Here is a 14,064-nt window from a genome sequence, read left to right on the forward strand (position 1 = left end):
GCAATGAGCTATCGAATCGACGCCCCCGCCAGCGCGCTGCAGGAAGTGCCGACGACGCTACGCGCGCAATCCAGCCGAACGACGCGCTCGACGAGCGAGTACCGCGCGCTCGACGCCGCGCATCACATTCACCCGTTTTCGGACATGGGCTCGCTCAACAAGACGGGCAGCCGCGTGATCGTGAAGGCGAAAGGCGTGTACCTGTGGGACTCGGAAGGCAACCAGATCATCGACGGCATGGCCGGGCTCTGGTGCGTGAACGTGGGCTACGGCCGCAAGGAACTGGCCGACGCCGCCTACGAGCAAATGCTGGAACTGCCCTTCTACAACACGTTCTTCAAGACCACGCACCCGCCGGTCATCGAATTGTCGGCGCTGCTCGCGCAGCTTTCGCCCGAGCCGTTCAACCACTTCTTCTATTGCAACAGCGGCTCCGAAGGCAACGACACGGTGCTACGCATCGTGCATCAGTACTGGCTCACGCAAGGCAAGCCCTCGAAGAAGGTCGTCATCTCGCGCCGCAATGCGTATCACGGGTCGACCATCGCGGGCGGCACGCTGGGCGGCATGGGCTACATGCACGAGCAGATGCCCTCGAAGGTCGAGAACATCGTGCACATCGACCAGCCGTACTTCTATGGCGAAGCGCAAGGCAACATGTCACCCGAAGAATTCGGCCTCGCACGTGCACAACAGCTCGAAGCGAAGATTCTCGAAGTGGGCGCCGAGAACGTGGCCGCCTTTATCGGCGAGCCGTTCCAGGGCGCGGGCGGCGTGATCTTCCCGCCCTCGACCTACTGGCCGGAAATCCAGCGCATTTGCCGCAAGTACGACATCCTGCTCTGCGCCGACGAAGTGATCGGTGGCTTTGGCCGCACCGGCGAATGGTTCGCGCATCAGCACTTCGGCTTCGAGCCCGACCTCATCACGATGGCCAAGGGCCTCACGAGCGGCTATGTGCCGATGGGCGCGGTGGGCATTCACGATCGCATTGCGAAGGCGCTCATCGAGAACGGCGAGTTCAATCATGGCCTCACGTACTCGGGGCATCCGGTCGCCGCCGCCGTGGCCGTGGCAAACCTCAAGCTGCTGCGCGACGAAGGCATCGTCACGCGCGTGAAGAACGATACCGGCCCGTACTTCCAGCAACGCCTGCGCGAGACGTTCGCCAATCATCCGATCATCGGCGACATCTCGGGCGCGGGTCTCGTAGCGGGCCTGCAGCTCGCGGAAGATCCGAAGACGCGCAAGCGCTTCGCGAATGGCGGCGACGTGGGCACGCTCTGCCGCGACTTCTGCTTCAACGGCAACCTCATCATGCGTGCCACGGGCGACCGCATGCTGCTCTCGCCGCCGCTCGTCGTCACGCGCGGCGAGATCGATGAAATCGTGTCGAAGGCGAAGAAGGCCATCGACGCAACCGCGCAACAACTGGGTCTTTCTTAACGCGACTTGTCCACGGCGGGCGGCGCAACGGGGTGCTGGGCCTCCCGCCGATCTTCATCTTCAGGGGAAAGCAACATGAGTGTTAGTCATCTTCGTCATGCGGTCGCGATCGCGGCCCTCGCAGCGTGTGCAGGCCTCACGGCCATTCCCAGCGCGCCAGCGCACGCGGCAGACGGCGATTTGAACGTCTACAACTGGTCCGACTACATTGCGAAAGACACGATCCCGAACTTCGAAAAGGAAGCGGGCATCAAGGTCAAATACGATAACTACGACAGCGACGACACGCTCCAGGCCAAGCTGCTGGCCGGCAGCTCGGGCTACGACATCGTCGTGCCCACCTCGAACTACATGGCCAAGCAGATTCAGGCCGGCGTCTACCAGAAGCTCGACAAGTCGAAGATCCCCAACCTCGCGAACCTCGATCCCGTGCTCATGCACATGATCGCCGACGCCGACCCGGGCAATCAGTACGGTGTGCCCTGGGCGTTCGGCACGGACGGCATCGGCTATAACAAGCAGGCCGTCGAAAAGGCGCTCGGGCCGAACGCCCCGGTCGATAGCTGGGCGCTCGTGTTCGATCCGCAAAATCTCTCGAAGCTCAAGGGCTGCGGCGTATCGTTCCTCGACCAGGCCGTGGACGTGTTCGCCGCGACGCTGCAATACATGCATAAGGACCCCAACAGCACGAACCCCGCGGACTATCAGGCCGCATTCGAAGTGCTGAAGAAAGTCCGCCCGTATATCACCCAGTTCAATTCGTCGGGCTATATCAACGACCTCGTGAACAACGATATCTGCGTTGCCGTGGCATGGTCGGGCGACGTCGGCATCGCGCACCGCCGCGCCGAAGAAGCCAAGCGCTCGTATGACGTCAAATTCTCGAACGTGAAGGAAGGCGGCCTGCTGTGGTTCGACGTGATGGTCGTGCCGAAGGATGCACCGCACCCCGAAAACGCGATGAAGTGGATCAACTACATCTCGGATCCGAAGGTCAACGCGCAGATCACCAACGAAGTGTTCTACCCGACGGCGAACAAGGCCGCACGCCAGTTCGTCACGCCGGCAGTCGCGCAGGACCCGACGGTGTACCCGTCGGAGGACGTCCTCAAGAAGATGACGCTGATGAAGCCGATGCCGGCTGACATCCTGCGCCTCGAAAACCGTCTGTGGGCCCAGTTGAAGACTGGCCACTGACACGCTGATTCCCCCCTGAAGGAAACAAGAAGGAGACAACGCGGAAGAGGGATCGCTCGACCCCTCTCCGCCTGAAGTACGCAATTCCGAAGTCAGGCCGCGCAGCGCCGCCCCCCTTTTTTGACGACGCGCGCGAGCCTTTCCCGAGCTCCGTTCGCAGTACTAATCGCGAGACGCGTCAGCGCCCCGTGCGGGCCGACTCGCGCCTGAAAAACGTGTACTGCGATCAGAAAGGAACCAAGGTCAGATCATGAATTCGACGTCTAAAGTCAACGCCCCAGAAGCTCTGCGCGCCAACGCGACCCCGGCAAAGAACGACGCATTCGTGCGTATCGAAAACGTCGTCAAGAAGTTCGGCGACAGCACCGCCGTGGACAACGTGAGCCTGAACATCGCCAAGAACGAGCTGTTTGCGCTGCTCGGCAGTTCGGGCTGCGGCAAGTCCACCCTGCTGCGCATGCTCGCCGGTCTCGAAACGGCCACGTCGGGCCGCATCTTCGTCGATGGCGAAGACCTCGCTTCGCTGCCGCCGTACCGCCGCCCCGTCAACATGATGTTCCAGTCGTATGCGCTCTTCCCGCACATGAGCGTGGAGTCGAACGTCGCCTTCGGCCTCAAGCAGGAAGGCGTGCCGAAGAACGAAATTCGCGAGCGCGTGGCCGACGCGCTCAACCTCGTGCAGATGGGCCGCTACGCCAAGCGCAAACCCCATCAGCTTTCGGGCGGCCAGCAGCAACGCGTGGCGCTTGCGCGCTCGCTCGTGAAGCGCCCCAAGCTCCTGCTGCTCGACGAACCGATGTCGGCGCTCGACAAAAAGATCCGCCAGAAGACCCAGCTCGAACTCGTGAACATCATCGAGAAAGTCGATGTCACCTGTGTGATGGTCACGCACGATCAGGAAGAGGCGATGACCATGGCCAACCGCCTCGCCGTGATGAGCGAAGGCCGCATCGTTCAGATCGGCTCGCCCGGCGAAGTCTACGAATTCCCCAACAGCCGCTTCTCGGCCGAGTTCATCGGCTCGACCAACCTGTTCGAAGGCAAGGTCGTAGAGGACGAGCCCGATCACATCTTCGTGGAAAGCGAAGACCTCGAAACGCGCATGTACGTGAGCCACGGCGTGACCGGCCCGCTCGGCATGCCCGTGGGTATCTCTGTGCGGCCGGAGCGCGTGCGCGTAACGCGCGAAAAGCCCGGCACGCCGCACAACTGGGCGCGCGGGGTGGTCACGGATGTCGCCTACATGGGCAGCTATTCGCTTTTTCACGTGCGTCTGCCGGGCGGCAAGGTGGTCGTCTCGAACCTCTCCAGCTCGCACCTCATGAACGATGGCGCGCCCGCCTGGAACGACGATGTCTACGTGTCCTGGTCGCCGGCCAGCGGCGTCGTGCTCACGCAGTAAGGAGGCCTCAATCATGAGTACCACTATTCCTACCACGCCCGGCTCCGGCCGCGCAGCCGCAGACGCTCGCCGGGGCGCGCTCGCGCGCTTCTTCTCGCGCTTCGTGCCTTCGGGCCGCACCGCCGTGATCGGCGTGCCGTTCATCTGGCTCACGCTGTTCTTCGCGCTGCCGTTCGTGCTCGTGCTGAAGATCAGCTTCGCCGATCAGGTGATGGCCGTACCGCCCTACTCGAATCTCGTCGAGATGAAGGACGGCATGGTGCACTTCGCGCTGCAACTGGGCCACTACGCGTTCCTGCTGCAGGACAGCCTGTACATCGCCACGTACATCAGCTCGCTGAAGATGGCGGCAGTCTCGACGATCTTCTGCCTCTTGATCGGCTACCCGATCGCCTACTACATCGCGCGCTCGAACCCGGCCACACGCAACCTGCTCATGATGGCCGTGATGCTGCCGTTCTGGACTTCGTTCCTGATCCGCGTGTACGCGTGGATCGGCATTCTCAAGGACGACGGCCTGCTCAACCACGCGCTCATGGCCATCGGCCTGATCCACTCGCCGCTGCGTCTCTATCACAGCGACGCGGGCGTCTACATCGGCATGGTCTATTCGTACCTGCCCTTCATGGTGATGCCGCTCTACGCGCACCTCGTGAAGATGGACCTCACGCTGCTCGAAGCCGCCTACGACCTGGGCGCGAAGCCCTGGGTGGCCTTCACACGGATCACGCTGCCGCTCTCGAAGAACGGAATCATCGCGGGCAGCCTGCTCGTGTTCATTCCCGCCGTGGGCGAGTACGTGATTCCCGAACTGCTCGGCGGCGCCGACACGCTCATGATCGGCCGCGTGATGTGGGACGAGTTCTTCAACAACATGGACTGGCCGATGGCCTCCGCCGTCACCGTCGCGATGGTGCTGCTGCTGCTCGTGCCGATGGCTCTCTTCCAGCACAACCAGGTCAAGGAACTGGAGGACCGCAAATGATCAAGCCCAATCGCGCACTCTCTGCAGGGGTGCTCACGCTCGGCATGCTGTTCCTGTATATCCCGATCGTCAGCCTCGTCGTGTATTCGTTCAATGAGTCCAAGCTCGTCACCGTCTGGTCGGGCTTCTCACTGAAGTGGTACGCCGCCCTGCTGCAGGACGACGAACTGCTCAGCGCCGCGTGGCTGTCGCTGAAAATCGGTCTGATGACGGCGTTCGCCTCTGTCGCGATCGGCACATGGGCCGGCTACGTGCTCGCCCGCATGGGCCGCTTCAGGGGCTTCGCGTTCTTCGCGGGCATGATCAACGCGCCGCTCGTGATTCCCGAGGTCATTCAAGGCATCTCGCTGCTGCTCCTCTTCGTCGCAATGGAGCAGTTCCTCGGCTGGCCAAAGGGCCGTGGCGTACTGACCATGTGGATCGGCCACGTGATGCTGTGCGTGTCGTATGTCGCGATCATCGTGCAGTCGCGTGTGAAGGAGATGAACAAGTCGCTCGAGGAGGCCGCGCTCGATCTCGGCGCCACGCCGCTCAAGGTGTTCTTCGTCATCACCCTGCCGCTCATCTCGCAGGCCCTGCTCTCGGGCTGGCTCCTCTCGTTCACGCTTTCGATCGACGACCTCGTGCTGTCCGCGTTCCTTTCCGGACCGGGCTCGACCACGCTGCCGCTCGTCGTGTTCTCGCGCGTACGTCTCGGCCTGAACCCTGAGATGAACGCGCTCGCCACGCTCTTCATCAGCGCGGTGACGATCGGCGTGATCGCCGTGAACCAGCTGATGAGCGCACGCGAGAAGAAGCGCATGCGCGACATGCAACTCGCCTTCGTCCAGCCCGATGCCGCCGAGGCCATCACGCCAGCCGCCGCCCCTGCCGGCGCGGTGGGTGCGCCGATCGGACGGCGCGCGGCGTGACGAGCAATCCATAAGAAGCCATGTGCGACCCGTGCGGGTGGCGGCGCGCGCCGCCCGCCGCGCCCCAACCACACGCCGAAGTATCTGCAATAACGACCAACAAGGAGAATTCCAATGAAGAAGAAGTTAATCTGTCTGCTGGTGGCCGGGGCGTTGCCAGGGCTCGCTTTTGCCGACTCGACCAGCGAACAGATCAAGGCCCTGCAGGAGCAGCTCAACGCCCTGCAAAAAGAGGTCAAGTCCCTGAAGACCGAGCTGGCACAGTCGAAGAGCACCGGCAAGGTGGTAGCCGCAGCACCGGTGGCACCCGTAGCCGCAGCAGCACCGATCGATATCAGCTCGCCCGATTACGGCAAGGCGCAAGCGAACCTGACCAACGACCAGGTCGATGCAATGAAGCAGCAGATCGCGAGCCAGCAGCTCAAGGTCGATTCGCTCACCGACGCCGCCAACACGGGGCCGCTCGCGGGCCTGTCGATCACCGGCTACATCGACCCGACGTACATCTACAACCGCGCGCCGGGCACCTCGTCGTTCCTGTTCGCGAACCATACCGGTTCGTATAACTACTTCAACAGCACGTTCGGCGACGTCTATCTCGACATCAAGAAGACCTTCGGCGTGGGCCCGATGGCGCCTTCGGCCGAAATCACGCTCATGCCCAACCGCGGCAACGGCATCACGCTGCTGCAGAACGAGCACGGCGAGATTGGCAACAACATCCTGAACACCGCCGTCGTCACCGTGCCGGTGACTTCCACGGGCACGTTCGTCGCCGGTCTCATGCCGAGCTTCGGCGGCTACGAGGTGCAGCAGTCGAACCAGATGCTCACGCTCACGCATAACCTGCTCTACGATTTCTCCGATCCGGGCAGCTATGTGGGCATCGGCTGGAATTACACACCGGACGGCAGCCAGTGGGCGTTCAAGTTCATGATCGGCAACGAGCAGTACCGCACCAACGGCGCGGTCGTGCAGACGGGCCAGAACGCGCTGGGCGACCCGATCACCACGAGCAACAGGATTCCGACCTTCACGGCGCGCGCCGACTACACGTGGTCGAGCGCGCTCGACATCGGCGGCTCGTTCAACATCGGCCGCCAGACGCTGCCGAGCGCATTCGATTCGACGACGGGCCAGGCCGTGTACGGCGTGGGTGGCCAGGCGTCGAGTTCGGGCGGCTACTTCTTCTTCGGCGAAATGGACGCGAGCTACACGCTCGCGGACATCCAGTACAACGCCGAAGTCGATTACGGCCAGCAGCAGCGTGCGGCGTTCAACGGCGGCAACGCACAGTGGTACGGCTTCTCGCTGCTCGCGCATCGCAAGTTCAACGCACCGGTGGTGGGCCGCATGGGCGTGACGGCGCGCTACGACCTGCTCGCGAACGGCAAGAACGGCGGTGGTGGCGGCGGCATCGTCCTCAACTCGAACGGCATGGATACGGCCAACGGCTTCGGCATTGGTGCGGACTGCCTGGCAAACTCGAAGGCCGGCGGCGGCTTCGGCTTCGAGTGCAAGGGCGCAACACGCCAGGACGTCGCGCTCGACCTGCTGTTCTTCCCGACGCAGCAGATCCAGGTGAAGGTGGAATATCGCCACGACTGGGCCACGCAGCGCGTGTTCCTGAACAGCGACGGCTCGTACAGCAAGAGCAACGACCTGTTGGGCGCGCAGTTCATCTACTCGTTCTGATGAAGTCGCGGCGGGCGACGGCGTCGTGCTGTCGCCCGCTCTTTCCTGATTCGCTTTCCCTATGCTCAAATTCGCCAATCAGCCTCATGCCCCGTCCTGGTACGCGGCCACCGCCAACGACTCGACCACGCACCCCGCGCTCGAAGGCGCGCTCGATGCTGATGTCTGCGTGGTCGGCGCGGGCCTCACGGGTGTTTCCGCCGCGCTGAATCTCGCCGAACGCGGCCACCGCGTCGCGCTCGTGGAAGCCTCGCGAGTCGGGTGGGCCGCAAGCGGGCGAAACGGCGGGCAGTTGATCGGCGGCTTTGCCTGCGATATCGACACGTTCGCGCAGTTCATGCCCGAAGCCGAGGTCCGGCAGATCTGGGACATGGGCCTGGAAACGCTCGACATCGTGAAGCGGCGCGTCAAGCAGAACAACATCGACTGTGCGCTCACTGAAGGCTATTTCACCGCTGCAAACAAGGCGCGCGACGTGGATGCGCTCAAGCGCTGGCGCGATGAGGCGGCACAGCGCTTCGGCTACGACCGCTTTCAGTACGTAGACGGCGACGGTGTGGGGCGCTACGTGGCGTCGTCGCGCTATCCGGGCGGCCTCTACGATCCCGATAGCGGGCATCTGCATCCGCTCAACTACACGCTCGGACTCGCGCGCGCGGCCGTCGCTGCGGACGTGCGCGTGTATGAAAACAGCCCCGTCACGCGACTGCGCGAAGAAAACGGCGCGCATGTGGTCGAAACCGCGCGCGGCAACGTGCGCGCGAAATTCGTCGTGCTCGCATGCAATACGTATCTGGGCCAACTCGCACCCGCGCTCGCGCGCAAGATCATGCCCGTGGGTACCTATGTGATCGCCACCGAAAAGCTCGGCGCCGAGCGCATGAACGCGCTGATGCCCGCTCAGGCCGCCGTATGCGATAGCCGCTTCGTGCTCGACTACTTCCGTCCCGCCGAGGACACGCGCCTGCTCTGGGGCGGCAAGGTGAGCTATTCCACCTTCGCGCCGCCCAATCTGGGCGAAGCCATGCGCCGAGACATGCTGAAAACGTTTCCGCAACTCGCCGATGTGAAGGTCGATTACGCTTGGGGCGGCTACGTGGACATCACGATGAACCGCGCGCCGCACTTCGGCCGCCTGTCGCCCACGGTGTACTTCGCACAGGGATTCTCGGGTCACGGCGTGAACGTCACTGGACTCGCCGGTACGCTGATCGCCGAAGCGATCCACGGTCAGGCCGCGCGCTTTGACCTGTTCGGCAAGATCCGTCACCGCGACTTCCCCGGCGGCGCTACACTGCGAACCCCTGCCCTCGTGCTCGCGATGGCGTGGTATCGAATGAAAGACCTGCTTTAGAACAAGCCCTAATGACACTCGACCTCGACGCTCAGGCGGACGCCCTCGCCCGCCACTCGTACTACGAAGCCACCGCCACGCGCCCCGCCGACGACGACCCCGTGCTCGAAGGCGCGCTCGACGCCGACGTGTGTGTGATCGGCGCGGGTTTCGCCGGGCTCTCGGTCGCGCTGGAGTGCCGCGCACGCGGTCTTTCGGTCGTGGTGCTCGACGCCCATCGACCCGGCTGGGGCGCCTCCGGCCGCAACGGCGGGCAGACGCTCGTGGGCTTCGCAAAAGACGAAGTGCTCGAAAAGCAGCTCGGCGCGCAGGGCATACGCGCGGCGTGGGCGCTCTCCATCGAGGGCGTGAACCTCGTGCGCGAACGCATCGCGCGCTATGGCATCGATTGCGATTTCACGCCCGGGTATCTGACCGTCGCGACGAAAGCGAAGCGCGTGCCGGACCTGCGCGCATGGATGGACGCCGCTCGCACGCACTGGGGCTACGATCGCCTCGAATGGCTCGACACCGACGCCACGCGCGCACGGGTGGCGTCGCAGCGTTACATCGCGGGCGTCTACGACCCGGTTTCGGGGCATCTGCATCCGCTCAAGTACTGTCTTGGCCTCGCTGCCGCCGCGCGCCGCGAGGGCGCGCAATTGTTCGCGCATACGCGCGCGCTCGAAGTCGTGCGCGGCGCCCGCCCGGTGGTGAAGACCCCGCACGGCGAAGTGCGCTGCCGCTTCGTGGTGTCGTGCTGCAACGCCGCGCCGGGCGGCGTGCTGCCCGGCAGCGTAGCCGCGCGCATCGCGCCCATCGCCTCGTACATCATCGCGACCGAGCCGCTAGGCCGCGAACTGGCCGACTCGTTGATCGCGCAACGTTCGGCCGTATGTGACAACAACTTCTTTCTCGACTATTTCCGCGTCTCGGCAGATAACCGCATGCTGTTCGGCGGCCGCGCCGATTCGACCGGTGCAGCGCCCGAGCGCCTTACAGCGGCCATGCAAACGCGCATGAGCGATACCTTCCCGCAGCTCGCCGGCGCGCGCGTGGAATACGCGTGGGGCGGCTTCGTCGATGTCACGCGCAACCGCGCGCCCGACTTCGGCGCGATCGACCCGAATTATTACTATGTGCAAGGCTTTTCGGGGCACGGTGTGGCACTCACGGGCATGGCGGGGCGTCTCGTTGCGCAGGCCATCGTCGGCGAGCGCGCCTCGTTCGATCTGTTCGCGCGACTGCAGCACGCTCGCTTCCCCGGCGGCCCCGCGTGGCGGCGGCCCGCGCTCGAAATCGGCATGCTCTATCACCGCGTGATGGAGATGTTCTGACGCGGCACGCCCTGCACGAACTCCGAGCCTGTTATACCCTTGCGAAAGTCCGCCGCCCTCGCGCGGCGCACGCACTTCCTCTGCTTGAAACGCCTATTCGCAAGGAGCACCAGCAATGGATTACGTCAGGTTCGGCTCGACAGGGCTGCAGGTTTCGCGTCTTTGTCTCGGTTGCATGACCTACGGCGTGGCCGAGCGCGGCACGCACCCGTGGACGCTCGGCGAGGACGCCAGCCGCCCGCTCATCCGCCAGGCGCTCGACGCCGGCATCAACTTCTTCGACACCGCGAACACCTACTCGGACGGCACCTCGGAAGAGATCGTCGGGCGCGCGCTGCGCGACTTCGTCAAGCGCGACGACATCGTGCTCGCCACGAAGGTGTACAACCGCATGCGGCCCGGCCCGAATGGCCAGGGTCTGTCGCGCAAGGCCATCCTCACGGAAATCGACCATAGCCTCAAGCGCCTTGGCACCGATTACGTCGACCTCTATCAGATCCATCGCTGGGACTACAACACGCCCATCGAAGAAACGCTCGAAGCGCTGCACGATGTCGTGAAGGCCGGCAAGGCGCGCTATATCGGCGCTTCGTCCATGCACGCGTGGCAGTTCAGCAAGGCGCTCTACACCTCGCGCCTGAATGGTTGGACCGAGTTCATCAGCATGCAGGACCACGTGAACCTGCTGTATCGCGAGGAAGAACGCGAAATGCTGCCGCTGTGCGCCGACCAGGGCATTGCCGTGATGCCGTGGAGCCCGCTCGCTCGCGGCCGTCTCACGCGAGACTGGAACGAATCGAGCGAGCGCGAGGCCACCGACAAGTTCGGCAAGACGCTCTATGGCGCCGATGCGGATAAAGCCATCATCGATGCGGTCGCCACCATCGCCCGTGCGCACAATGTCCCGCGTGCGCAGGTCGCGCTCGCGTGGCTGCTGCACAAGCCCGCCATCACGTCGCCGATCATCGGCGCGTCGAAGCCGCAGCATCTCGAAGACGCTGTCGCGGCGCTCTCGCTCAAGCTCTCCGACGAAGAGATCAAGACACTCGAAGCGCCCTATCTTCCGCATGTGATCGCGGGCCATCAGTAAGCGATGAAGCCGCAGGCAGACGTTCGTGCACAATGCGCGCGAGCGTCTGCATGAGCGTGTCGGCGACATGCGGCGGCGTTTCCGCATAGCCGAGCAGGAAGCCGTTGTAGCGCGTGGCGTCCGGTGCATCGACGCAATACGCGCTCAACGGCGACAGATGCAGACCATGCGCACGCGCGGCTTCGCTCACATCGGCGTCGATGAGCGGCGCGTCGAGGCGTACGCTCAAATGCATGCCGCCCGCGTCCGCCGACACCGTCATCACGCCGGCAAGATGTTTGTCGATGGCGGCGACCAGACCGTCGCGGCGCTCTTCGTAGAGCTTGCGCATGCGCCGCAAATGGCGCGCGTAGCGCCCACTTTCGATGAATTCCGCCAGCGCCAGTTGTTCCGCCACGCGCCCCTGGCGCACGAGCGTGTGATGCGCCTGCGCGAACTGCGCGGCCACACGCTGCGGCACGATCATGAAGCCGATGCGCAGCGCCGGAAACAGCGTCTTGCTGAAGGTGCCGAGATAGATCACGGGTGCGTCGTCGGCGAGGCCCTGGATCGACGGCAGCGGCGGCCCGTCGTGGCGCAGCTCGCTGTCGTAATCGTCCTCGACGATCCAGGCGCCGCACGCCCGCGCCTGCTCGATCAGCGCGAGCCGCCGCTCGAGGCTCAGCACGCAGCCAAGCGGATACTGGTGCGACGGCGTGAGATAGACGAGTCGCGGTGGCCGCTCGCGCCAGTCCTCGGGGCGCGCCGCCATGCCCGCGGCATCCACGCTCATTGGCACGAGTTGTAGCCCCGCGGCCGTAAACGCCACACGCGCGCCGAGATAGCCCGGATTTTCGATCCACGCGCGTTCGCCCTCGTCCGCGAAGAGACGTGCACACAGGTCAAGACTCGACTGCGTGCCATCCGTGACGAACACCTGGTCGGGCTGGCAGCGCACACCCCGCGACACGCGTACGTATTGCGCGATCGCCTGACGCAGCGCGGGCATGCCCGCGCTGTCGCCATAGCCGAGATCGTGCGCGCGCAACTCGCGCAACGCACGTTCGACCGCCGTGCGCCATTGCGCGTAGGGGAACGCGTCGAGCGCGGGCACGCCTGGGCGCAGCGCCTTCGCACCGTCGCGTCTAGCGCGGCGCGGCGGCAGTTCGCGCACGCGGCGTGCAAGCGCAGGCACGGGTTCTTCGCGCTGCGCGGTGTGTGCCGGCGTCGCGGCTGCGCCAGCGCTGACCGCGTTGACGACCGAACCGTGGCGCGTCGCGCTGACGAAGCCCTCTTCCACGAGCCGCTCATACGCATAGAGCACCGAATTGCGCGCGATGCCGAGCTGCTCCGCGAGCGCGCGGCTCGACGCGAGGCGCGTGCCTCGACCAATATCGCCGTCGAGAATCGCGCGGCGCAGGCTCTCGTAAAGCAGGTCCTGCTGCGTGAGCTTGCGCACGGCACGCTTCGCATAGGCCGTCATCATCAACGCGTAGTCCAAACCCGTGGCTCCATTGCTTTTGGTTTCGGTGGGACTAACAATGGTGCCACAAGTCGCTTACGCTTGGGAGTTTGGGAAGCCCTGTCAACAAGGAGACAACATGACCGACACGACGCTTGTGGTCCGCGCCGTCGCACCCGACGATTTCGCTGCATGGCTGCCGCTCTGGGACGGCTACAACCGCTTTTACGGCCGCTTCGACGCCACCGCGCTGCCGGAGCACATCACGCGCACGACCTGGTCGCGTTTCTTCGACGGCTACGAGCCCATGCACGCGTTCATCGCCGTGCGCGGCGAACGCGTGCTCGGCCTCGTGCACTTCATCTATCACCGCAACACGATTCTGGAAGGGCCGATCTGCTATTTGCAGGATCTCTTCACCGTGGAAGATGCACGCGGCCAGGGCGTGGGCCGCGCGCTGATCGAGGCCGTGTATGCGCACGCGAAAGCGTCGAATTCGTCGCGCGTGTACTGGCATACGCACGAGACGAATCACACGGCGATGCGGCTTTACGACGACGTGGCCGTGAAGCCCGGCTTCGTCATGTACCGCAAGGACGTTTGACGAGGCATGTGAAGCGCCTCAGGCGAGATCCTTGAGCAGCGAGGCGCGCACCTCGCCGTCGATGGTCTGCGTCGGCACGCGGTAATTCGGATGATCGCAGCCTATCGTGAGCGCGGCGCCTTCGCGCAAGCGCGTTTTCATCTGCGGCGTGAGTTCGAAGCGGACGAAATGCACCGCCGAAGTCTTTTCGGCGTTCTCGCGTTCGAGGTCCTCGTCGGCAATCGCGTAGACGGGCGCCTCGCCGTCCACCTGGACGAACACCTTGTCCTCGATGCCAATGAGCCGCGCCAGCGCCGCGCGCCGCTCGACTTCACTCTCGTATTCGAGCTGCATGGTCGCCTTCAGGTTGCCGCCGTCGGGCACGAGCGGCAGATAGGCCGCGAGTTCGCCCTGGATGCCGTCTTCGTCGAAGATCTTTTCGATGTGCAGCATCTCCTGGATCTGATAGCGGATCGTCGTCTCGTCCTCGAACAGGAACGTGAGGTGATTGCCGAGCGCTACCACGCGCTGCTTCTTGTGCTCGATGATGCGTTTGCGCATATCGCCCCGCACTCTGGCGTAGGCTTCCAGCGTCAACAGCGAATTTCTCGCGATCGTCATGAGTCGTGCCTCGTGAATGTTGC

At 64.2% G+C, this 14,064-nt stretch carries 12 protein-coding genes; 10 read left to right on the forward strand and 2 right to left on the reverse strand.

Going from position 1 to position 14,064, the window contains the following annotated elements; translation table 11 throughout:
- The first annotated feature begins 3 nt into the window (after nt 1-3).
- From E1N52_RS26125 to E1N52_RS26165, 9 genes are all read left to right on the forward strand, one after another.
- Complete coding sequence (locus tag E1N52_RS26125) at nt 4-1,446, forward strand: aspartate aminotransferase family protein (RefSeq protein ID WP_133185708.1); 1,443 nt, start codon at nt 4-6, stop codon at nt 1,444-1,446.
- 75 nt (nt 1,447-1,521) lie between these two features.
- Entirely contained in the window at nt 1,522-2,643 is a 1,122-nt protein-coding gene (locus E1N52_RS26130) for a polyamine ABC transporter substrate-binding protein (protein ID WP_133185709.1), read from the forward strand.
- Between the two features lie 250 nt (nt 2,644-2,893).
- Nucleotides 2,894-4,045: an ABC transporter ATP-binding protein gene (locus tag E1N52_RS26135; protein WP_165979448.1), complete on the forward strand. Its 1,152-nt coding sequence runs from the start codon at nt 2,894-2,896 to the stop codon at nt 4,043-4,045.
- Between the two features lie 13 nt (nt 4,046-4,058).
- Nucleotides 4,059-5,030: an ABC transporter permease subunit gene (locus E1N52_RS26140; protein ID WP_133185710.1), complete on the forward strand. Its 972-nt coding sequence runs from the start codon at nt 4,059-4,061 to the stop codon at nt 5,028-5,030.
- On the forward strand, nt 5,027-5,941 hold the full coding sequence (locus E1N52_RS26145) for an ABC transporter permease subunit (protein ID WP_133185711.1): 915 nt from the start codon (nt 5,027-5,029) through the stop codon (nt 5,939-5,941). Before E1N52_RS26140 ends, E1N52_RS26145 begins: the two co-directional genes overlap by 4 nt.
- A gap of 114 nt (nt 5,942-6,055) precedes the next feature.
- Nucleotides 6,056-7,636: a DUF3138 family protein gene (locus E1N52_RS26150; protein WP_133185712.1), complete on the forward strand. Its 1,581-nt coding sequence runs from the start codon at nt 6,056-6,058 to the stop codon at nt 7,634-7,636.
- Between the two features lie 61 nt (nt 7,637-7,697).
- On the forward strand, nt 7,698-8,990 hold the full coding sequence (locus E1N52_RS26155) for an NAD(P)/FAD-dependent oxidoreductase (RefSeq protein WP_133185713.1): 1,293 nt from the start codon (nt 7,698-7,700) through the stop codon (nt 8,988-8,990).
- Nucleotides 8,991-9,001: 11 nt separating this feature from the next.
- Nucleotides 9,002-10,306 (forward strand): NAD(P)/FAD-dependent oxidoreductase, encoded by a 1,305-nt coding sequence (locus E1N52_RS26160; RefSeq protein ID WP_133185714.1) that lies wholly within the window; start codon nt 9,002-9,004, stop codon nt 10,304-10,306.
- A 115-nt stretch (nt 10,307-10,421) separates the two neighbouring features.
- Nucleotides 10,422-11,396, forward strand: coding sequence for an aldo/keto reductase (locus E1N52_RS26165; protein WP_133185715.1), 975 nt, complete (start codon nt 10,422-10,424; stop codon nt 11,394-11,396).
- Here E1N52_RS26165 and pdxR read toward each other — a convergent pair.
- Entirely contained in the window at nt 11,344-12,876 is a 1,533-nt protein-coding gene (pdxR, locus tag E1N52_RS26170; RefSeq protein ID WP_133185716.1) for a MocR-like pyridoxine biosynthesis transcription factor PdxR, read from the reverse strand. The two genes, E1N52_RS26165 and pdxR, sit on opposite strands and share 53 nt — an antisense overlap.
- A gap of 100 nt (nt 12,877-12,976) precedes the next feature.
- Here pdxR and E1N52_RS26175 point away from each other — a divergent pair, with 100 nt between their 5' ends.
- Nucleotides 12,977-13,441: a GNAT family N-acetyltransferase gene (locus E1N52_RS26175; protein WP_133185717.1), complete on the forward strand. Its 465-nt coding sequence runs from the start codon at nt 12,977-12,979 to the stop codon at nt 13,439-13,441.
- A gap of 18 nt (nt 13,442-13,459) precedes the next feature.
- Here E1N52_RS26175 and E1N52_RS26180 read toward each other — a convergent pair whose 3' ends face one another.
- Nucleotides 13,460-14,041 carry a DUF3501 family protein gene (locus tag E1N52_RS26180; protein WP_133185718.1) on the reverse strand — a complete coding sequence of 194 codons (582 nt, stop codon included), beginning with the start codon at nt 14,039-14,041 and terminating at the stop codon, nt 13,460-13,462.
- Nucleotides 14,042-14,064: the final 23 nt, after the last annotated feature.

The sequence above is a fragment of the Paraburkholderia guartelaensis genome (genome assembly GCF_004353905.1).
Classification (GTDB): domain Bacteria; phylum Pseudomonadota; class Gammaproteobacteria; order Burkholderiales; family Burkholderiaceae; genus Paraburkholderia; species Paraburkholderia guartelaensis.